Annotated in this window: 20 protein-coding genes and 4 tRNA genes; 15 read left to right on the top strand and 9 right to left on the bottom strand. The window is 71.2% G+C overall.

All coding sequences use genetic code 11. The features are described 5' to 3' along the window. Positions 1–10: 10 nt before the first annotated feature. The 4 genes from ABIE38_RS15105 to ABIE38_RS15090 form a co-directional block, all read right to left on the bottom strand. Positions 11–805: an ABC transporter permease gene (locus ABIE38_RS15105; RefSeq protein ID WP_354057622.1), complete on the bottom strand. Its 795-nt coding sequence runs from the start codon at positions 803–805 to the stop codon at positions 11–13. Beyond that, entirely contained in the window at positions 802–1,590 is a 789-nt protein-coding gene (gene modA / locus ABIE38_RS15100) for a molybdate ABC transporter substrate-binding protein (RefSeq protein WP_354057620.1), read from the bottom strand. The genes ABIE38_RS15105 and modA overlap by 4 nt, the downstream gene beginning before the upstream one ends. 35 nt (positions 1,591–1,625) lie before the next feature. After that, the gene (locus tag ABIE38_RS15095) at positions 1,626–2,204 is read right to left on the bottom strand and encodes a dihydrofolate reductase family protein (protein ID WP_354057618.1); all 579 of its coding nucleotides are present in this window, start codon (positions 2,202–2,204) and stop codon (positions 1,626–1,628) included. Positions 2,205–2,322: 118 nt separating this feature from the next. Beyond that, positions 2,323–2,817, bottom strand: coding sequence for a YajQ family cyclic di-GMP-binding protein (locus tag ABIE38_RS15090; protein ID WP_354057616.1), 495 nt, complete (start codon positions 2,815–2,817; stop codon positions 2,323–2,325). Positions 2,818–2,960: 143 nt separating this feature from the next. On the opposite strand from ABIE38_RS15090, the gene ABIE38_RS15085 reads away from it, so the two are divergent. The 6 genes from ABIE38_RS15085 (at position 2,961) to lbtBC (ending at position 8,530) form a co-directional block, all read left to right on the top strand. Continuing rightward, positions 2,961–3,043: transfer RNA gene (locus tag ABIE38_RS15085), tRNA-Tyr, on the top strand. Between the two features lie 208 nt (positions 3,044–3,251). After that, on the top strand, positions 3,252–4,268 hold the full coding sequence (locus ABIE38_RS15080; protein WP_354057614.1) for a polyprenyl synthetase family protein: 1,017 nt from the start codon (positions 3,252–3,254) through the stop codon (positions 4,266–4,268). Continuing rightward, entirely contained in the window at positions 4,265–5,146 is an 882-nt protein-coding gene (locus tag ABIE38_RS15075) for a phytoene/squalene synthase family protein (protein WP_354057612.1), read from the top strand. Before ABIE38_RS15080 ends, ABIE38_RS15075 begins: the two co-directional genes overlap by 4 nt. Then, positions 5,143–6,864, top strand: a complete 1,722-nt coding sequence (gene crtI, locus ABIE38_RS15070) for a phytoene desaturase family protein (RefSeq protein WP_354057610.1) — start codon at positions 5,143–5,145, stop codon at positions 6,862–6,864. The genes ABIE38_RS15075 and crtI overlap by 4 nt, the downstream gene beginning before the upstream one ends. Beyond that, entirely contained in the window at positions 6,861–7,235 is a 375-nt protein-coding gene (locus ABIE38_RS15065) for a lycopene cyclase domain-containing protein (RefSeq protein WP_354057608.1), read from the top strand. Before crtI ends, ABIE38_RS15065 begins: the two co-directional genes overlap by 4 nt. Then, entirely contained in the window at positions 7,232–8,530 is a 1,299-nt protein-coding gene (gene lbtBC / locus ABIE38_RS15060; RefSeq protein ID WP_354057606.1) for a C(50) beta-cyclic carotenoids biosynthesis protein LbtBC, read from the top strand. Before ABIE38_RS15065 ends, lbtBC begins: the two co-directional genes overlap by 4 nt. A 46-nt stretch (positions 8,531–8,576) precedes the next feature. Here the strand turns inward: lbtBC and ABIE38_RS15055 are convergent, their stop codons facing one another. Then, the gene (locus ABIE38_RS15055) at positions 8,577–9,299 is read right to left on the bottom strand and encodes a glycosyltransferase family 2 protein (protein WP_354057604.1); all 723 of its coding nucleotides are present in this window, start codon (positions 9,297–9,299) and stop codon (positions 8,577–8,579) included. 129 nt (positions 9,300–9,428) lie between these two features. Between ABIE38_RS15055 and ABIE38_RS15050 the strand changes: the two genes are divergently transcribed. Together ABIE38_RS15050 and ABIE38_RS15045 are read left to right on the top strand one after the other, a co-directional pair. After that, a tRNA-Thr gene (locus ABIE38_RS15050) sits at positions 9,429–9,501 on the top strand. Between the two features lie 42 nt (positions 9,502–9,543). Beyond that, positions 9,544–9,617: transfer RNA gene (locus ABIE38_RS15045), tRNA-Met, on the top strand. A 64-nt stretch (positions 9,618–9,681) separates the two neighbouring features. Here the strand turns inward: ABIE38_RS15045 and ABIE38_RS15040 are convergent. The 3 genes from ABIE38_RS15040 to ABIE38_RS15030 are packed head-to-tail and all read right to left on the bottom strand — an operon-like array spanning position 9,682 to position 12,838. Beyond that, positions 9,682–11,226 carry a tripartite tricarboxylate transporter permease gene (locus tag ABIE38_RS15040; RefSeq protein ID WP_354057602.1) on the bottom strand — a complete coding sequence of 515 codons (1,545 nt, stop codon included), beginning with the start codon at positions 11,224–11,226 and terminating at the stop codon, positions 9,682–9,684. Continuing rightward, positions 11,214–11,864 (bottom strand): tripartite tricarboxylate transporter TctB family protein, encoded by a 651-nt coding sequence (locus tag ABIE38_RS15035; RefSeq protein WP_354057600.1) that lies wholly within the window; start codon positions 11,862–11,864, stop codon positions 11,214–11,216. Before ABIE38_RS15035 ends, ABIE38_RS15040 begins: the two co-directional genes overlap by 13 nt. After that, positions 11,861–12,838, bottom strand: a complete 978-nt coding sequence (locus tag ABIE38_RS15030; RefSeq protein ID WP_354057598.1) for a Bug family tripartite tricarboxylate transporter substrate binding protein — start codon at positions 12,836–12,838, stop codon at positions 11,861–11,863. The genes ABIE38_RS15035 and ABIE38_RS15030 overlap by 4 nt, the downstream gene beginning before the upstream one ends. Positions 12,839–12,996: 158 nt before the next feature. Between ABIE38_RS15030 and ABIE38_RS15025 the strand changes: the two genes are divergently transcribed. After that, the gene (locus ABIE38_RS15025) at positions 12,997–14,247 is read left to right on the top strand and encodes a sensor histidine kinase (protein ID WP_354057596.1); all 1,251 of its coding nucleotides are present in this window, start codon (positions 12,997–12,999) and stop codon (positions 14,245–14,247) included. Further along, a complete protein-coding gene (locus ABIE38_RS15020) occupies positions 14,244–15,002 on the top strand; it encodes a response regulator (protein ID WP_354057594.1) in 759 nt (252 codons plus the stop codon). Before ABIE38_RS15025 ends, ABIE38_RS15020 begins: the two co-directional genes overlap by 4 nt. 74 nt (positions 15,003–15,076) lie before the next feature. Here the strand turns inward: ABIE38_RS15020 and ABIE38_RS15015 are convergent, their stop codons facing one another. Beyond that, on the bottom strand, positions 15,077–16,789 hold the full coding sequence (locus tag ABIE38_RS15015) for an acetolactate synthase (RefSeq protein ID WP_354057593.1): 1,713 nt from the start codon (positions 16,787–16,789) through the stop codon (positions 15,077–15,079). A gap of 95 nt (positions 16,790–16,884) precedes the next feature. Here ABIE38_RS15015 and hadA point away from each other — a divergent pair, with 95 nt between their 5' ends. From hadA to nusG, 5 genes are all read left to right on the top strand, one after another. Beyond that, positions 16,885–17,286 carry a (3R)-hydroxyacyl-ACP dehydratase subunit HadA gene (gene hadA / locus ABIE38_RS15010; protein ID WP_354057592.1) on the top strand — a complete coding sequence of 134 codons (402 nt, stop codon included), beginning with the start codon at positions 16,885–16,887 and terminating at the stop codon, positions 17,284–17,286. Further along, the gene (locus ABIE38_RS15005) at positions 17,283–17,753 is read left to right on the top strand and encodes a MaoC/PaaZ C-terminal domain-containing protein (protein ID WP_354057591.1); all 471 of its coding nucleotides are present in this window, start codon (positions 17,283–17,285) and stop codon (positions 17,751–17,753) included. The genes hadA and ABIE38_RS15005 overlap by 4 nt, the downstream gene beginning before the upstream one ends. A 151-nt stretch (positions 17,754–17,904) precedes the next feature. Further along, positions 17,905–17,977 (top strand) — tRNA-Trp (locus ABIE38_RS15000). A 37-nt stretch (positions 17,978–18,014) separates the two neighbouring features. Further along, positions 18,015–18,365, top strand: a complete 351-nt coding sequence (gene secE, locus ABIE38_RS14995) for a preprotein translocase subunit SecE (protein ID WP_354057590.1) — start codon at positions 18,015–18,017, stop codon at positions 18,363–18,365. A gap of 64 nt (positions 18,366–18,429) precedes the next feature. Next, complete coding sequence (nusG, locus tag ABIE38_RS14990; protein WP_354057589.1) at positions 18,430–19,338, top strand: transcription termination/antitermination protein NusG; 909 nt, start codon at positions 18,430–18,432, stop codon at positions 19,336–19,338. Positions 19,339–19,368 lie beyond the last annotated feature (30 nt).

Here is a 19,368-nt window from a genome sequence, read left to right as displayed (position 1 = left end):
GGGCGGGTGCTCAGCCACGGCCCACCACCGCCCGTCGCGCCACGACCGCCGAGACTGCCATCAACAGCGCGGCCACGACGATCAGCAGCAGCGCCAACGCGAGGGCGGAGTCGGTGTCGGCCTCCCTGCTCAGGTAGATCTCGAGCGGCAGGGTGCGCGTGGTGCCCTGCAGGGACCCGGCGAAGGTCAGGGTGGCGCCGAACTCCCCGAGCGCGCGGGCGAAGGACATCGCGGCGCCGGCCAGAAGGGCGGGCAGGACCAGCGGCAGCGTGACCGTGGCGAGCACACGGGTGGGTGACGCGCCCAGGGAGGCGGCGGTGCGCTCGAGCCGGGCGTCCACCGACCGCAGTGCGCCCTCCACGGCGATCACCAGGAACGGCATGGCCACGAAGGTCTGGGCTACCACCACGGCCGCGGTGGTGAAGCCGATCTCGATCCCCAGCACGGACAGGGGCCGACCGACCACTCCCGTGCGCCCGAGGGTGGTGAGCAGGGCCAGCCCCGCCACCACGGGCGGCAGCACCATCGGCAGCGCGGTGACCGTCCTCGCCAGCGCGGCCAGCGGGCCGTCGCTGCGTGCCAGCAACACCGCCAGGGGGGTGCCCAGCAGCACACACAGCAGCGTCGAGACCGCGCACGTGCGCAGGCTCAGCAGAGTGGCCTCCCGGGCCGCTTCCGATGTCAGCAGGGCGGGCACGGCCGCCCACGGGATGCGTACGGCCATGCCCAGCAGTGGGACCGCGGCCAGGGCCACTGCTACCACCGCCAGCGCGAGGAGCCACCGGGGGAGCGGGGGGCGGGTCACGGCGGACCGAATCCGTGGTCGGCGAGCACGGTGCGGCCCGCGTCCCCGGTGACCGCGTCGAGGAAGCGCCGGGCCGCATCGGACTCCGCGCCGCTGCGGCCGGGTCGGTCGATCTCCGCGATCAGATAGCGGTTGGGATCGGTCCGCGCTGCGGGGATCGCGATCTGCTCCACTCGGTCCCCGGCGGCGAGAGCATCGGTGACGTAGACGATCCCGGCATCGGCCTCCCCGGAGGTGACCTTGCCGCGCACGTCGGTGACCTTGGATTCCTCGCTCACCGGTCGCAACTCCACCCCGGCTGCCGCGGCCAGCGCGCGTGCAGCCTCGCCGCAGGGCACACCGTCAGCGCACACGACCAACCGGGTGCCGTCGAGAGAACGGTCCAGGCCGGTGATGCCGGCGGGGTTGCCGGGCGGGGTGATGAGGGTCAGCGTGTTGATCGCGAACACCGCCGGCTCACCGGAGATCAGTCCCTCGGCCAGTGCTCGGTCCATGCTCGCGGCATCCGCCGAGGCGAACACGTCGGCGGGCGCGCCGCCGGCGATCTGGTCGACCAGCCCGGAGGATCCGTCGAAGGACAGCCGTACCTCCACGTCGGGGTTCTGACGCTCGTAGTCCTCGGCGATGCGGGTGAACGCGCTGGTGAGCGAGGCGGCGGCGAAGACCGTTAGCAGCTGCGACGCCTCGTCGCGGTCGCCCGCGGGCGCACATCCCGCGAGCAGTGACAGTCCGACGGCCGCCGCCACCACCCGGACACCAGGCGCGGTGCGGAACAGACGCGCCACCGGGCGGCCCGAAATTCGGTCCGGATGCTGGCAGTTCAATGGCCGGAGGGGGAGTAGACGAGTTCCTGGGTGTGCCCGTCGAGTACGCGGCTCTCCAGCAGCACGAGATCGAGGTCGCCGGCGCCGGCGAGGATCGGGGAGGTGCCGGTGCGCCCGGAGATGACGGGGAAGATCGTCACCTGCAGGCGATCAACCAGGCCCGCGGCAAGGAGTGCCCAGTTGAGCGACAGGCTGCCCTGCGAGCGCAGCGGCAGGTCCGACTCCTCCTTGAGCCGGGCGACGATGTCTACGGCGTCGCCGCTGACGATCGTCGCGTCCGGCCAGCCGAGGGTGTCGCGCAACGTGGAGGAGATGACGGTCGCCGGCGTGCGCAGCATCCTGAGGTTCCACTCGTCCCGGCTGTGCGGATCGTCGCCGGGCATCAGGATGGCGGCGTTCTCCCGGAAGGTGGTGCCCCCGAAGACCATCCGCTGCTCGATGTCGAACAGGGAGGCGCGGTGGGAGAGGAGCTCGGGGCCCTGCTTGCCCCAGTAACCACCCCAGTCACCCTGGGGGCCGAAGGAGCCGTAGCCGTCGAGGGTGCAGAAGACGTCCCACGTGTACACGGCAGTCATCTCGGGGTCCTCACGTCAGGCGCCTGTGCGGCGCGGCTCGCCGACCGGTGCCCAGCGGGGGTCTGTTGCGTCGGCGGACAACCCTGTCGCCCTACCGGCCGGAGGCGACACTGTCAGCTCAGCGGTAGTTGGTGAACTGCAGCGCGACCTCGAGATCGGCCTTCTTGAGCAGCGCCATGCATTCCTGCAGGTCGTCGCGCTTCTTGGACGACACCCGGATCTCCTCGCCCTGGATCTGAGCCTTGACGCCCTTGGGGCCCTCGTCGCGCAGGAGCTTGGTGATCTTCTTGGCGTTCTCCTTGTCGATGCCCTGTTTGAGGGAACCGACCAGGCGGAAGCCCTTGCCGGACGGCATCGGGTCGCCCACCTCCAGCGCCTTCATGCTCAGGCCCCGGCGGACGAGCTTCTCGATGAACACGTCCTTGGCCGCCAACACACGGTCCTCGGAGGCCGCGACGATCTCCACCGCGTCGTCGCCCTTCCACTCGATACCGGCGTCGGTACCGCGGAAGTCGTAACGGGTGCCCAGCTCCTTGGCGGCCTGGTTGAGGGCGTTGTCCACCTCCTGGCGGTCGAACTCCGAGACGATGTCGAACGAGGACTCCGAGGCCATGGACGCGCTCCTTCTCTGAGGTGGGGGACGATCCCGGCCAGGCTACCCGGCCGTGACATCCGCCCGGGCCACCCCGCCGGCCCCCGATTTGGCACCGGGGGTCACACGCGTTGTATCGTGTCCTAGCGCCTTCAAGGGTGCACGCCAGATTGCCCGAGCGGCCAAAGGGAGCGGATTGTAAATCCGTCGGCTTATGCCTACGTTGGTTCGAATCCATCATCTGGCACGCGAGACCCCCGCCACAAGCGGGGGTCTTCGTGCATTTCCGGGCCGCGATAGTGTGGCCGTGTGACACCGTGGACATCAGCGGCTCCGGGTGCGGGACGCCGGTGTGCCGCATCTCATCGAAAAGATTCGAGGTGAGGGGTATCCACGACAGGGTCGGCTCCGAACAACAGGACATGACACTGGATTCGGTAAGCGCCGCCCAGCGGATGACCTCTCGTGACCTGCCCGACGGCCTGGGTCCCGCCGTCGACGACTGGGCGGCCGATCTGGACCGCACCACCCGATCCGGCAAGGGCATGCGCTCGGCACTGTTCGACGCGGTCTACACGCACGCCGGCGGTCGCGACGAGTCGGTTCGCGCCGCCGCCTGTCAGGCGCTCGAACTCCTCCACGAGGCCTTCCTGGTCCACGACGACGTGGCCGACGGCGACGACCACCGCCGGGGCCGGCCCAACCTGCAGGGTCGCACCACGACGCGGGGGACCGAGCAGGGGCTGTCCCGGGAGGCCGCCGCGCACGTCGGCATGGTGGGGGGACTGCTCGGCGGGGATCTCCTCCTGGTGGCCGCGATGGGCGAGTTCGCCCGGTTGCCCGTGCCGGGGCCCGTGCTGCACCGCGCCATGGCGGAGGTCGAACGCGCGGTCGTGGCCTCCATCGCCGGGGAGTACGCCGACGTCCACGGTGCGGCCCACGGTGAGCCGACCACGCAGGAGCACGCGCTGGCCATCGGTGCCGCCAAGACCGCGGCCTACTCCGTGACCCTGCCGATGGTGCTGGGCGTGGTCCTGGCCGGGGGGCCGGAGGAGATGATCCCCCCGCTCCGTGAGACCGGTCGCCACCTGGGGACGGCGTACCAGGTGGTCGACGACGTCCTGGGCGTGTTCGGTGACCCGGCGGTGACCGGCAAGTCCAACGAGGGTGACCTGGTCCGCCGGGCCCCCACGGTGTTGCTCGCCTTCGCCTCCACCACCGATCTCTGGCCGCGCGTGGACGTCGCGCTCGGTGGTACCGACGCCGGCCGGGCTGACACGGACGGTGCGCGCCCGGATCCGGCCGCCGCCCGAGCGCTGCTGGCCGAGTGCGGCGCCCGCGATCACGCCCTGGGCATCGCGGAGGACCTGGTGACCGCCGCCCGCGCCGCGTTGGACTCCCCGGCCGTCCCGCACGAACTCCGTTCCGCGCTCGACCCCCACCTGGCCACCGCCCTCGAGAGGACCCGATGACCCCGCAGAGCCCGCACGCCGAGTTCACGGAGGCCGCCCGCGCGTGCAGTGACGTGATCCTGCGCCGGTACTCCACCTCGTTCTCCCTGGCCTGCCGGTTGCTGGCCCCGGCCACCCGGCCGCACGTGGCCGCGATCTACGCGTGGGCCCGGGTCGGGGACGAGGTCGTCGACGGCGCGATGGACGACCCCGGCTCCGCCCGCGAGCTCATCGCCGACGCCCGCCGTCGCACCCACCGCGCGGTCGAGCGAGGTCTCGATCCGGACCCGGTCACCCACGCCTTCGCGGACACCGCCCGCCGGTTCGGGATCGGCGCCCGGTTGATCGACCCGTTCTACGACTCGATGGAGGCCGACCTGGAGGTCACCGAGCACACTCCGGAGTCCCTGCGCCGGTACATCCACGGTTCCGCGGAGGTGATCGGGGAGATGTGCCTGCGCACGTTCGCCGGCGGGGGACTGGGTGACGACGACGAGATGGCCGCCGGAGCACGCGCACTCGGTTCGGCCTTCCAGAAGGTCAACTTCCTCCGCGACATCCGTGAGGACTCGCTCGACCTCGGCCGCAACTACCTGCCGGGCCGTGACCCGCGCGCGTTGACCGACCGGGACGTGCGGGAGTTGGCCGACGACGTGGACGCCGACCTGCGTATCGCCCGCGCCTCGATCGACCGGATCCCCGGGCGCGACCGGGTCGCCGTCCTGGCCGCGCACGATCTGTTCGCCGAGCTCAACGACCGGTTGCGCGCGGCCGGTGCGGCCGGGGTCAGTGCGGGCCGGGTGCGGGTGCCGGGCCCGGTCAAGCTCGCCGTGATCGGACGGGCCGCCTCCGGGCGGGGACGATCCGGCGCGGCCCGTGGACGGGCGGTCGTGCGATGAGCGCCCGGAGCCTCGTCGGATCGGGCGTCCGCGCCCTGACGGGCCGACTGCCCGTCGCCCACGCGCGCGGGCAGGCCCCGGACGGCCCCGTCGTGGTGGTGGGCGGAGGGATCGCCGGACTGGCCACCGCCGCCCTGCTCGCCCGCGAGGGCCGCGACGTCACGCTGGTCGAGGCCACCGACGAGGTGGGCGGTCGCGCCGGCAGCTGGTCGGCGGACGGGTTCCGCTTCGACACCGGCCCATCCTGGTATCTGATGCCCGAGGTCTTCGACCACTTCTTCCGGCTGTGCGGATCCTCGGCCGCCGAGGAGCTCGACCTGGTCCGGCTGGATCCCGGATACCGCGTCTACTTCGAGGGGCAGGCCGACCCGGTCGACATCCGCTCGGATCGCGGGGCGTCGCAGGACCTGTTCGAGTCGCTCGAACCCGGCGCGGGTTCCGCGCTGGGGAAGTACCTCGACTCGGCCGGGGCGACCTACGACCTGGCGCTGCGCCGGTTCCTCTACACCAACTTCACCTCGTACCCCGCTCTGGTGCGACCGGACGTGCTGGCCCGGGCGGGGTCGCTGGTGGCGCGGCTCGTCCAGCCGCTGCAGTCCTTCGTCGCCCGACGGTTCACCGACCGCCGGATCCATCAGATCCTCGGCTACCCGGCCGTGTTCCTGGGCTCCTCCCCGTACCTCGCCCCGTCGATCTACCACCTGATGAGCCATCTCGACCTCACCGACGGGGTGCTGTACCCCCGCGGAGGGTTCACTGAGCTCATCGCCGCCGTCCGCCGGATGGCCGAGGCGCAGGGGGTGCGTATCCACACGGGCACCGAGGCGGTGGAACTCACCACCACCTCCGACGGCGGACCGGACGGTGGGACCGCCCGGGCGCGGGTGACCGGCGTCCGGGTGCGCGACCGGACCGGTGCCGAGCGGACCCTGCCCGCCGGACTCGTGGTGGGCGCCGCCGACCTGCACCACCTCGAGACCCGGTGGCTGCCGGAGGACCTCCGGACCTACCCGCAGTCCTACTGGGACGCGAAGACGCCCGGACCCGGCGCGCTGCTCATGCTGCTCGGGGTCCGGGGGGAGCTGCCGCAGCTGGCGCACCACACGCTGCTGTTCACCGACCGCTGGGAGGAGGGCTTCGACGCCATCTTCGGCGACTCCACCCACATCCCCGACCCGGCCTCGCTCTACGTCTGCAGACCCAGCGCGACCGACGGACCCGACTCCGGCATCGCCCCCGCCGGGCACGAGAACCTCTTCGTCCTGGTCCCCATCCCCGCCGACCCGGGTCTCGGCCACGGCGGCGTGGACGGCGCGGGCGACGCGACCATCGAGGCCGCGGCCGACCAGGCGATCGCGCAGATCGCCGACTGGACAGGGATCCCTGACCTGGCCGAGCGGGTGGTCGTCCGTCGCACCATCGCGCCGGCGGACCTCGAGGACGACCTGGGTGCATGGCGCGGCACCGCCCTCGGCCCCGCCCACACCCTCGCCCAGAGCGCGTTCTTCCGGACCCGCAACGTCTCCAGGCACGTCGACGGTCTCTACTACGCGGGGGCGTCCACCATCCCCGGGATCGGGTTGCCGATGTGCCTCATCAGCGCCGAGCTGGTGCTCAAACACGTCCGTGGCGACACGGGGACCGCCCCGGTGGCGGAGCCCGGCGGGGGCACGGTGTTCGACAGGGCGGTATACGACAGAGCGGTGATCGACAGGTGATCGGGCTGTCCTATCTCCTGGTCCAGGTGGTCTCCTTCACCGGGATCCTGGTGATCGACCACCGCTGGAAGCTGGCGGCGTTCCGTGCGCCCGCCGCCGCGGCGCTCGCCGTCACCGCCTCCGTGGCGTTGCTGCTCACCTGGGACGTGCTCGGGGTGCGCAGCGGGGTGTTCTTCCGCGGACAGACCGACTTCATGACCGGGCTGCTGGTGGCGCCGGAGATCCCGTTCGAGGAGGTCGTGTTCCTGGCGTTCCTGTCCCACCTCGCGTTGGTGTGCGCGGCGGGGGTCTCGCGCGCGGTCGACCACGCGCGGGGCTCCCGTGCGGCCAGGGCGTCCCAGCCCTCCCGGATGACGGGGGAACTCCGGTGACCAGCCTGTACACGACCCTCAACCTCACCATGTCCATCCCCGTGGTGGCCGTGGCCCTCCTCGCGGCCTGGCGCCTGCGCGGGCCCGAGAGACGCCGGTGGCTGATCGGGGTCGGCGGCGCGCTGCTGATTCTCATGATCCTCACCGCGGTCTTCGACAACATCATGATCTCGGCCGGACTCGTGGCCTACGACGACTCGCTCACCAGCGGCATCCGACTGGGCGTCGCGCCCATCGAGGACTTCGCCTACGCCGTGGCCGCGGCGGTGTTCGTGCCGTCGGTGTGGGCGTTGCTCACCGCGTCGCCGCGGGTCGGGGCCGAGGTGGGGAGCCCGACGGTGTCGGGTAGGGGGGACGCGCTGCTCACGCGCGCCCAGGAACCCGGTGACGACGACGAGGTCCGCACCCCCGAGCGGCCCGGGTCGCCGGGACTGCTCACCACGCTGTTCTGGTCCTCCCGGCCGGTGTCGTGGGTCAACACCGCCGCGCCGTTCGCCCTCGCGTATTTCCTGGCCACCGGGGGGTTCGACCTCGTCGGCGTGATCGGCACGATCTTCTTCCTGGTGCCGTACAACCTCGCGATGTACGGGATCAACGACGTCTTCGACTACGAGTCCGACCTGCGCAACCCGCGCAAGGGCGGGGTCGAGGGTTCTGTGCTCGAGCGGTCCCGTCACACGGCAACCCTGGTGGCCTCGGCGGTGACCACCGTGCCGTTCCTCGTGTACCTGGTGCTGACGGGGACGGTGGAGTCGTCCCTGTGGCTCGCCGCGAGCGCGTTCGCGGTGATCGCCTACAGCGCCAAGGGGCTGCGGTTCAAGGAGATCCCGTTCCTGGACTCGCTCACCTCCGCGTTCCACTTCGTCTCCCCGGCGATCGTCGGCTGGACCATCGCCGGTGCGGAGCTGACCGGGGGAGTGTGGGCGTGCCTGATCGCGTTCATGCTGTGGGGTGCGGCCTCGCAGGCGTTCGGGGCGGTGCAGGACGTCCGCTTCGACCGCGAGGCGGACCTGAAGTCCGTCGCCACCGTGCTCGGGGCCCGGGCCGCGGTGTGGTTCGCGCTGGCCTGCTATGCCGCGGCGGTGGTCGTGCTGCTGGCGGCGGCGCCGTGGCCGGCCTCCGGGGCCGCCTTCGCGATCCTGCCGTACCTCGCCACCGTGGCGGCCTACGTCGGGGTCACCGACGCCGATGCCGAGCGCACCAACGAGGGCTGGAAGCGCTTCCTGGTGCTCAACATGTTGGCGGGCTTCTGCGTGACGCAGATCGTCCTGTGGTCGGTGCTCGTCTGGTCCTGACGACGCTCGCGTCACGGGCGCGCACGTCGAGGGGTCGGCCGGGGCGTCAGCGCTGGACGCGGTCCATCCAGCGTCGCGAGGGCGGGCTGATGCGCCAGTTGCGGGCGATCGTCCGGAACGCACGGGAGAACCGTCGGCGCATCGCGGCGGGATCGTCGAACGGGCGCGCGGAGATGCCCACGGTCAGCGACCGGTCCACCCGGAGTCGGTCGGCGGCACCGAACTGGAACGACAGGTCGATGTCGTCGTGTAGCTCCGGGTCCGATCGGTTCACCCCGTCCCGGACGCGGTCCCAGGCCTCGCGACGCATCGCCAGGTTCGACCCGAACAGCACCGGGTGGGCCATCGCGGCGCCCACCGAGAAGAAGTACGCGTCCATATAGAGCAGCCGCGCGGCGCGGGCCCGCCAGCCGCTCAGTCCGATGAACTCGCCCGGGCCGGAGATCGCCACGAGCTCGGGATCCTCGGTGAACGCCCTCTCGATCCGCTGCACCCAGTCGGGACCCGGGCGGGAGTCCGCGTCCAGGCGGGCGATCACGTCCCCGGTGGCCGCGTCGTAGCCGGTGGCCGTGGCGGAGGGGATGCCCCGCACGGCTTCGGCGACCACCCGGGCCCCGGCGTCGCGGGCCACCTCCGCACTGTCGTCGGCGCACCCGTTGTCCACCACCACGATCTCGTCCGGAGTCCTCGTCTGGGACCGCAGGGCCGCGAGGCATCCGGCGAGTTCGTGGGCGTCGTCGAGGACGGGGACGACCACGGAGATGCGCATACCCCACATCCTGCCAGCGGGGCGCCAACCCCATCCAACCGGGCGATTTGTGCCCTGTTCGAGCGTGTGTGTAATCTGCTAGAGGCTTTCACCCCGAGCCGCGAAGTGATTCGCGAACCGGAGTGGCCGGCCCCCTTAGCTCAGTCGGTAGAGCGTTTCCATGGTAAGGAAAAGGTCGACGGTTCGATTCCGTCAGGGGGCTCGCACTGTGCGGGGCGGTTCGATCGCCCGACTGGCAGGGCATGCCGGTGTAGCTCAGCTGGTTAGAGCGCACGACTCATAATCGTGAGGTCGGGGGATCGAGTCCCCCCACCGGTACCGATCAAGATCACGAAGGCCGCCCACGTGTCGTGGGCGGCCTTCGTCGTGTCCTGCCACTCCCTCACCGTGGGGCGGCCTCCACCCGTGCGGCGGCCTCCACGCGGCGACGACGACGGTGCCGGGTGTGCTGGATGATGCTCGCCGTCACGGCTGCCGCCAGCAACGCGTACAGCGTGAGGGTGATGGTCGACGAGAACAGAATCGTCACATCGCCCTCGGACTGTGCGAGCGACCGACGCAGTTCGAGCTCCGCCAGCGGTCCGAGGATCGCTGCGATCAGGACCGGGGCCAGCGGGATCGAGTACCGGCGCATGAGGAATCCCATGATGCCGATCGCGATCACCATCCAGAGATCCAGCGTCGACGAGGAGATCGCGTAGGTGCCGAGCATCGCGATGACCGTCACCCCGGCATACAGGTAGTGGCGGGGGATCAGCAGCAGCTTCGCCCACACGGCCGCGAACGGCAGGTTGATGATCAGCAGGATGATCAGGCCGACGAACAGGCTGGCCAGCAGCGGCCAGACCAGTGCGGCACTCGTCTCGAACAGCAGGGGACCGGGCTGCATCCCGTACTGCTGGAACGCGGCCAGCATCATGGCGGCGGTCGCCGAGGTCGGCAGACCCAGGACGAGCAGCGCCCCCATCGCGCTGCCGGCGGTGGCGTTGCCCGCGGCCTCGGGTGCGGCGACGCCCTGGAGCGCGCCGCGGGTGCCGAAGTCGGGGTCGTGGCGCCGCGCGGCCAGTGCCTTCTCGGTGCCGTAGGCGAGGAACGTCGGTACCTCGGAGCCGCCGACCGGGATCGTGCCGAAGGGCAGACCGAACGCTGTGCCCCGGAGGAAGGCGGGCACGACCTTGCGCATCTCCTTGCGGGTCGGGAAAGGAGAGCCCTCGGTGGTCACCGGACCGCCGATGTGTGCCTCGCGGTGGATCCGCGACGCCTGGTGCAGCACCTCCCCGAGAGCCAGCAGGCCCACGGTGATCACGATGATCGAGATGCCCTCGAACAGGGACGGGTTGTCCAACGTGAAGCGCTGGGTGCCGGTCATCGAGTCGGTTCCGACCAGAGCGAGAGCGAGACCCAGCCCGAGCGCGGCGAGTCCCCTCACGACGGATTCGGCGACGACCGCCGAGATGGCGACGAAGGCGAACACCGCCAGAGCGAAGTACTCCGGTGACGAGAACGCCCGGGCGAGGACGATCAGATAGGGGGAGAACATCACGACGCAGGCGCACGCGATCATGCCGCCCGTGAAGGCGCCGACCGCCGAGATGCCCAGGGCCTTGGCCGCCCGGCCGCTCTTGGCCATCCGGTGCCCTTCGAATGTCGTGGCTATGGCGGACGAGTTGCCCGGTGTGTTGAGCAGGATGCCGGAGGTCGAGTCGCCGAACAGTCCGCCGAAGTAGATGCTGGCGAACATGATGAAGGCGCCGGTCGGGTCGAGGGTGAAGGTGACCGGCAGGAGCAGGGCGACCGCCATCGCGGAGCCGAGTCCCGGTAGGACACCGACCGCGGTGCCGAGGAGGGCACCGATCAGCAGGAGGGTGAGGTTCATGGGGGTGAGTACCCCGGCGAGGCCCTCGCCCAGCAGACTCAGTTGCTCCACGGCACGACTCCTTCGAGGATTCCGGCGGGCAGTCCCAGGCCGAGCCCGGCCGAGAACGCGATCTGAATGACGGAGGCGAAGATCACCGAGACCGCGATGTCGAAGACCGGCCGTCTGCTCCCCAGTGCGCGGCTGACGATCCAGAACAACGCGCTGGCGGTGACCAGCCAGCCGACGGGTTGGAGAAGGATCGCGAACCCGACGAGGGCGGCGATCACTACCCCGGTGGTGCGGTAGTCGACGGGCACATACTCCGAGTCGGCGGCAGGCACCGGCGACGTCGGGGAGGGTGAGTCGACGGGGTCGTCGATCGCGGCCAGGTCCTCCAGCATGTCGGTGGACAGCTGACCCATGGTCGAGGTGGCCGCGGTGTGCCGGGGGGTGCGGATGACGTTGATCGCCAGCATTCCACCGGTCAGGATCAGGAATCCGGCCACGAGGCCGGGGAAGAACCTCGGCCCGGGTGCTCCCACACCCTCCGGGACATCCATGGTGATGATCTGCACGATCATGAAGACCGCGAGCGCGAGCACGCCTGCGGCGAACCCGAGCTCGGTCCGATCACGCCACCATCGCCTCCGGTCGCCGGACCGGGCCGGCGGGACCGCCGTGCTCGCCGGGTCGTTCAACAGTGTCACTGTCCCAACTCCCTGATGATGTCTTCGGTCGTGGCGATCTCCGCGTCGAGGAACCGCGCGAACTCGTCACCTGCCATGAACTCGTCTGTCCAGTTGTTGCGCTCGAGGGTGTCGCGCCACTCGTCGGTCTCGCGCATCTCCGCGACGATCGCGATGAGCTCGTCCCGGACCTCGTCCGGGATGTCCGGCGGGGCGACCAGTCCGCGCCAGTTCGACATGGACACGTCCAACCCCTGTTCGATGAAGGTCGGGGTGGACAGCTCCCCGACCGGGGTCGCCGACGAGACCCCGAGCGCACGGAGTTCGCCCGCCTCGATCTGGGCGTCGAAGTCGTTGGCACCGGAGATGGCACCCACCGCGGAGCCGCTGATCATCGATCTCACGACCTCCCCGCCACCGGAGTAGGCGATGTAGTTGATGAGGGCCGGGTCGATGCCGGCGGCGTCGGCGAGCATGCCCGTGAGCAGATGATCGATGCTCCCGAGCGACCCGCCCGCTATCGCCATCCCCGGATGCTCCCGCCACGCCGCGAGGAACTCGTCGAGGGTCTGATAGGGGGAGTCCGCGGGGACCACCAGCACGTTGTAGTCGTCGGCGAGGCGGGCGATCGGCGTCGTGTCCTCGAGCGTGGCGTCGGAATCCTGCAGGATCACCCCGCCCACCATGACGCCGCCGGTGACCAGCAGTGAGTCGGTGCGTCCGGCGAGCTGGACGAACTGGGTCAGTCCGATGGTGCCGGCCGCGCCCGGGACGTTGCGGACCCGCACCGCGTTGACGATCCCGTTGGTCATGAGTGCCTGCTGGGCTTCTCTGCCGAAGGTGTCCCACCCGCCCCCGGGGGCGGCCGGTGCGATGATGCTCAGTTGGGTCCGCGGGTTGTCGCCGCCTCCGGATCGGCTGGCGTCGGTCGCCGCGGCCGTGGTGAGGCCGACGGCGAGTACCACGGTCAGGATGCGGGCGAAGGGGTGTCGCATCAACGGTCCTTCCAGGTGTTCGGTGGCATGAGCGCCAGCGAGGGATGAGCTGAGCATGGGTCGGTGACGTGTGATGTGGGGCACAACTAGTGTTTGTGCTCATTGATGCTCACGCCGTCGGGCCGGACGGTGGCGGTGCGAGCGAGGGGAGGAGCGGGGTGACGCGATACTCGGAGTGGCTACTCAGCCGGCGGTTCCGGCTCCTCGTGGTGCTGCTGATCCAGTGCGCCGTCGTGGTGACCTGCGTGGGCCTGACGGCCTATGCCGCGGCCCGGGCCCAGGAGCGGCAGGTGCGCGAGGCCACGACCGAGCGGGTCCTCGCGGTCGCGCGCAGCCTCGCTGAGCTCGACCAGGTGCGGGATGCCATCGGGAGGGATGACGCCGAGCAGGAACTGCAACCGTTGACCGAGCTGATCCAGCAGGCGTCCGGCGTCGACTACGTCGTGATCAGTGACGGCCAGGGGATCCGGATCACCCACCCGGTGCCCGGGGAACGCGGCCGGCCGGTCTCGACCGACCCGTCGGACGTGCTGGCGGGAGCCACCTTCGTCGGCACCGAGGAGGGGACGCTCGGGCCGACCCTGCGTGCCAAGGTGCCCGTGTATCGCGACGGTGACGTGGTCGGCGCGGCATCGGTCGGTGTCCTCGAATCGGAGATCGCCGCCGACCTGCGGTCGAGTCTCACGGCGATGGCGCCGTGGGTGTTGCTGGCGGTGCTGGTCGGGCTGACCGGGGCCGCCGGCGTCTCGGCGGCGATCGGCGCCCGGGTCCGCAGGCTGGAGGCGGAGAACGCCGAACTGGGAGAACAGCGACGGTTGTCCCGGGCTCTGCGCGAGCAGACCCATGAGTTCCGGACCCGCATCCACGCGGTGTACGGGCTCGTCGAGAGTGGCGAGGCCGACGCGGCACTGGACTACCTGGCGGAGCTGGCGCCCATCACCGGTGCGGATACCCGCGACGGTGGCGTCGAGGATCCGCGCCTGCGCGCGGTGTTGGGGGAGATGGCGGCGGAGTACCGGACACAGGGGGGACTGCTGGAGATCGACCCCCTGACCTCGACGAGCGCAGGTGAGCTCGGGGGCGACGACCTCTCACTCATCGCCAATCTGGTGATCAACGCCGTCGAGGCGGCGGGGCCCGGGGGCCACGTCCACGTCCTGGTGCTGGCGGACGAGTTCGGCACCGAGGTGGCGGTGGGTGACGACGGGCCGGGCCTGGACCCTCAGGCGCTTCCGATGATGATCGAGCACGGATACTCCACCAAAGAACCGGGTGGCCAGCACGCGACGCGCGGCGTGGGCCTGGGGGTGGTCTGGCAGATCGTGCGGGACCGCGACGGTGAGATCGAGGTGGGCCGATCGCCGGCCGGTGGGGCGCTGGTCACCGTGCGGCTGCGGGGGAGTCGATGACGGACCAGGGACAGGGCGGCCGCGTCATCCGGACGCTCGTCGTCGACGACGATCCCGTCGCGCGGCGCCTACACAGCCGGTACGTGGAGGGCGTCGCGGGCTTCGGCGTGACCGCCGCGGTCGCCGACGGGCAGGGGGCGGTGGGGTGGGTGGCCGGTGGCGGGATCGACCTGGTGCTGCTCGACATCGGCCTGCCGGGATTCAGCGGCATCGAGGTGCTGCACAGGATCAGGACGATCTCCCGCCGCCCGATCAGTGTGATCGTGGTGAGTTCGCTGCGGGACCGCATCACCGTTCGACAGGCGCTGTCCGGCCAGGTCGCCGGGTATCTCGTCAAGCCCTTCACCAGGGCCGCGATGATCGAGCGACTGGAGCAGTTCCGGTCCGAGTTCGCCGCCGCGCCGCCGGCCGAGCTCGACTCGTTCGGGCAGGGGGAGATCGACGCCCTGTTGCGGAGAGGCGCGGGCCTGGGGCCCACGACCCCGGCGCCGGAGGGACGGGCCCGGGCATCGGACAGCCGTGCCCCGGTGCGGCTACCGAAAGGCCTGTCCGAGCCGACGCTGGCCGCGGTCCTCGCCGCACTGGACGACGGCGCCGGGCACTCGGCCGCGGAGGTCGCGCGCGTGAGCGGCGCCTCCCGCGCGACCGTGCGGCGTTACCTCGATCATCTGCACCGCAACGGCGCGGTCGACGTGTCCCATCGGTACGGGAGCCGAGGCCGACCCGAGCTTCTCTACCGGATCGTCGTGTCATGACCGGCGCACACGACGGCACGGGTGCCACCGTGGGACCCGGCGCCTGGCCGAGCGCGGGAGCGGTCCGGCGTCGCTCACACCCCGAACGTCGAGCGCGGATAACCGGCCTCTACGTCTGTGACGATGTTGACCAGGTACGGCACCCCGCTGGCGAACGCGCGGTCCAGGGCGGGGCCGATCTGTGCGGGATCGGTCACCATCTCACCGGCCCCGCCGAGCGCCCTGACCACCTCGTCGTACCGGGTGCGCGGGGCGAGGTCGGCGATCACGTCGTAGCCGTACAGCATCTGCATCGGCCCCTTCTCCAGTCCCCACGCCCCGTTGTTCCCCATCACCATCACCACGGGCAGGTTGTGCCGCACGAGGGTGTCCACGTCGATCAGCGAGAACCCGGCCGCGCCGTCGCCGAGCAGCAGCACCACCTGGCTCGACGGCCGGGCGATCCTGGCGGCGATCGCCGCGCCCAGGCCTGCGCCGAGGCAGCCGAACGGGCCGGGGTCCAGCCAGTTCCCGGGCCGGGCGGGCTCGATGAACTTGCCGGCGAAGGAGACGAAGTCACCGCCGTCGCCGATCACGACCGCGTCCTCTTCCAGCCTCGGCAGCAGTTCGCCGTAGATGCGCGCCGGGTGGATGGGATCGGCGCTCGCGCTGAACAACTCCAGGTCGGCGGCGTGCGTTGCGTCCGCCTTCTCCCGCAGCGACCGCGCCCACCCGCCCCAGTCCGGCGTCGTCGACCGACGATGCACCGCCTCGGTCAGCGCGTCCAGGACCTGCCCCAGGTCACCGGCTGTGGCGACGGCGGGTGAGGCGTGCCGGCTGAGTTGACCCTCGGAGTCGGCGATGTGCACCACCGTCGCGGGGTCCGCCCCGTCCTTCCCACCGAACACGCCGTACCCCAGGCGGAAGTCCAGCGGGGTGCCGACCACCACGACGAGGTCGGCGTTCCCGAACGCCATCCCCCGCGCCTTGGACACCAACAGTGCGTGACCGGCGGGGACGACCCCTCGACCCATGCCGTTGGGGATCGCGGGCAGACCGAGCGACTCCACACAGCGCAGGGCGGCCACCTCGGCGCCGTCGGCCCAGACGTCCGACCCCAGCACCAGGACGGGCCGGTGCGCCCCCACCACCAGGTCGGCGATCCGGTCGATCGCGTCGGTGTCGGGTGCGCGATCCGGGGTGGGCCCGGAGCCCGGTCCCGGTCGCACGGACTCGCACTGGTCGAAGAAGTGGTCCATGTGCACGTCCAGGAACGCAGGCCCGCGGTGCGCGGAGCGTGCGGCGGTGAAGGCCCGGTGCGTGGCGTCGGCGATGTCGGCGGTGTCGCGGGCCGTCTCGGCGGACACCGTCACCGACTCGACCAGGGGAACGTGGTCGAACTCCTGCAGGCTGCCCGTGCCCCACCGGCCCGCGGGGGCGCGGCCGCCGATCACCACCATGGGCGCGCCGGAGAACGAGGCCTGGGAGATCGCGCTGATGCCGTTGGTGACGCCGGGCCCGGCGGTGAGGACGGCCAGGCCGGGCGAGCGGGTGAGCTTGCCGGTGGCCTCGGCGGCGAACGCGGCGGTCTGTTCGTGCCGGACGTCGAGCAGGGAGATGCCGTGGTCCTCCTTCTCCGCCGCGTCGTACATCGGGAAGACGTGGGCGCCGGAGAGCGTGAACATCGTGCGGACCCCGTGCGCGGCGGCGACGGCGGTGGCGTGGGACCCGCCGTGGCCGGCCACGGGGCCGCGCTCCTCGATCCCGCGCTCGTCTCGGTCGTGTCCTGCCGGATGTTTCTGGCTCACGGGCGCTCTCCCTGGTCGACTGTCCCCACCGTAGGAGTCGCGTCCGTGTCGCATCGGCGATTTCGCGCGGAACGGCTGGGGTAGCGTCGGCCGGTGTGAGCACAGACAACGCAGACGATCACGTCGTCGTCGTCACCGGCGACCCCGTCACCGTCACCGCCGAGGTGGTGGCGCGTGTCGCCGAGGCCGTCGGCGCCCCGTCCGGCGAGGTGCCGGCCACGCTGGCCGCGGCGCTGACGGCGCCGGTCCAGCGCGCGGTGATGGAGCACCCCGACCTGCGGATCGACCTCTCCCGCACTCTCCACACCGCCCAGTCCTCCGTGCACCACAGGCCCATCGCGGTCGGTGACGTCCTCACCGCCACCGCGACGGTCACCGGCGTGCGGTCCGCCCGTGGCGGGCGGATGATCGGCTTCGACACGGTGCTCCGCGACCCGACCGGCGCGGCCGTCCAGTCCCTGTCGAGCGCGCTGCTCACCGCGGAGGTGGAGGGATGACCACGGACGAAACGACGACGACGGACGAAACGACGACGACGAGGCGACCAGAGCCCGGCGAGCCGATCCGGGCCCGCAGCCTGCCGGTGACGCGGGAGGACCTGCGCCGCTACGCGGACGCCTCGGGGGACCACAACCCCATCCACCTCAGTGACGAGGCCGCCCGCGAGCTCGGTCTTCCCGGGGTGGTCGCGCACGGGATGCTGACCGCGGCGCTGGCTATCGGGGTCGTGGCCGAGTGGGCGGGGGGCGCGGACCGGGTGGTGGCCACCTCGATCCGGTTCGCCGGGCCGGTGGTGGTCCCCGCCGACGCCCCGGCCCTGCTGGAGGTGGCCGGCACGGTGAGAAAGGTCGCCGACGACGGTTCCACGGCGGACGTGGCGCTCACGGTCACCTGCGGCGGGGCCAAGGTGTTCGGCAAGGCGATCGTGACCGTCGCCCTCGACGACCCCGATCGAGCGATTTAGAGCCACTGCCGGGGCTGACGTACACTTGCGACGCCCGACCGCCCGCGGTCGCGGCCCACGCTGCCTGAGGCAGCCGCCGACACTGTAGAGTCGAGGCGTTCGTGCGGTCCGCGATTCGTGAGACGGCACGGGTGGCCGGGAGACCGGCCGAAGGGGCGTAGCTCAATTGGCAGAGCAGCGGTCTCCAAAACCGCAGGTTGCAGGTTCAAGTCCTGTCGCCCCTGCCCTTCCCGCCAGCCACAGTCGACCCGGAGGTAACGCGTGAGTCAGGATCGCGACGACGACACCAGCGGCGCGCGCGGTTCCGACGGCGCGGCCGGCCCCACCGGTGCCGCCGTTCCGACAGGCAAAGCCGGCCGGAGCGACACCACCGTCGCCAATCGTGTCCGCACCGATGCGGACACCGCGGAGGACACGCGGGCCAACCGCGCGAATCCGTTCCAGTACATCGGGCAGGTCATCGAGGAGCTGCGCAAGGTCATCTGGCCCACGCGTAACCAGATGGTCACCTACACCATCGTGGTGTTCCTGTTCCTGATCTTCATGACCGCGCTGGTCTCCGGCGTCGACTTCGGCGCGGGCAAGCTCGTCGAGCTCGTCTTCGACCGCTGACACCCGCCGCTGGAGGTCCGGGACTAGACCCGGACCGCCGAACTTCGAGAGGACCGCAATTTCAGTGAGCGACATCGAGCAGAGCCCCGAGTCCGAGGACGTCGAGCAGAGCCCGGCTGCCGCCGAGCAGGCCGAGACCGCGGCGGATGCGGTGCTCGGTGACACCTCCGCGGACCCCTCCGACGTCGCGGTCCCGCCGACCGCCGAGGCCGTGGCGGACGCCATCGACGCTGTCGCCGGCACCGATGAGGCCGACGACGAGGACGCCGACGTGCGCGATGAGGCCGACGCCGCGGAGGGATCCGACGAGTCCGATTCGGCCGAGGCCCCCGCCGAGGAGGCGGCCCCCGCGATCGACCCGGTCATCGCCTTCAAGCGCCAGCTGCGCAAGCTCCCCGGCGACTGGTTCGTCGTCCACTCGTACGCCGGGTACGAGAACAAGGTGAAGGCCAACCTCGAGACCCGTGCCGTCACCCTCGGCGCGGAGGACAAGATCTACCAGGTCGAGGTCCCGATCGAGGAGTACACCGAGGTCAAGAACGGCCAGAAGAAGGTCGCCAACCGCAAGGTCCTGCCCGGCTACGTCCTGGTCCGCATGGACCTCGACGACGAGTCGTGGGGTGTCGTCCGCAACACCCCCGGCGTGACCGGGTTCGTCAGTGCGACCGGCGGTGCGGCCGGTGCGCCCACCCCGCTCTCGCTGAGCGACGTGGCCAAGTTCCTGGCCCCCAAGCCGGAGAAGAAGGCCGCCAGCCCCGGTGGCGAGGCCGACGGTGGACTGGTCCCGCAGACCGTCGAGGTGGAGTTCACGGTCGGCGAGTCGGTCACCGTCATGGACGGACCGTTCGCCACCCTGCCCGCCAGCATCTCCGAGGTCGACCCGACCTCGCAGAAGCTCAAGGTGCTCGTGTCCATCTTCGGTCGCGAGACCCCGGTGGAGCTCGGATTCTCCCAGGTGGAGAAGATCGACTGACCCGCGCGATCACCCCGACGGCCCGCCCCG

This window comes from Dietzia sp. 2505 (genome assembly GCF_040546785.1).
In the GTDB taxonomy this organism is placed as follows: domain Bacteria; phylum Actinomycetota; class Actinomycetes; order Mycobacteriales; family Mycobacteriaceae; genus Dietzia.
This window is presented reverse-complemented; position numbering and strand designations above follow the sequence as displayed.

Bases quoted from the DNA above. Each gene is read 5' to 3' on its own strand.
- ABIE38_RS15095 (WP_354057618.1), bottom strand. From the start codon at position 2,204: ATGACTGCCGTGTACACGTGGGACGTCTTCTGCACCCTCGACGGCTAC.
- ABIE38_RS15090 (WP_354057616.1), bottom strand. From the start codon at position 2,817: ATGGCCTCGGAGTCCTCGTTCGACATCGTCTCGGAGTTCGACCGCCAG.
- ABIE38_RS15080 (WP_354057614.1), top strand. From the start codon at position 3,252: ATGACCTCTCGTGACCTGCCCGACGGCCTGGGTCCCGCCGTCGACGAC.
- ABIE38_RS15075 (WP_354057612.1), top strand. From the start codon at position 4,265: ATGACCCCGCAGAGCCCGCACGCCGAGTTCACGGAGGCCGCCCGCGCG.
- crtI (WP_354057610.1), top strand. From the start codon at position 5,143: ATGAGCGCCCGGAGCCTCGTCGGATCGGGCGTCCGCGCCCTGACGGGC.
- ABIE38_RS15055 (WP_354057604.1), bottom strand. From the start codon at position 9,299: ATGCGCATCTCCGTGGTCGTCCCCGTCCTCGACGACGCCCACGAACTC.
- ABIE38_RS15030 (WP_354057598.1), bottom strand. From the start codon at position 12,838: ATGCGACACCCCTTCGCCCGCATCCTGACCGTGGTACTCGCCGTCGGC.
- ABIE38_RS15020 (WP_354057594.1), top strand. From the start codon at position 14,244: ATGACGGACCAGGGACAGGGCGGCCGCGTCATCCGGACGCTCGTCGTC.
- ABIE38_RS15005 (WP_354057591.1), top strand. From the start codon at position 17,283: ATGACCACGGACGAAACGACGACGACGGACGAAACGACGACGACGAGG.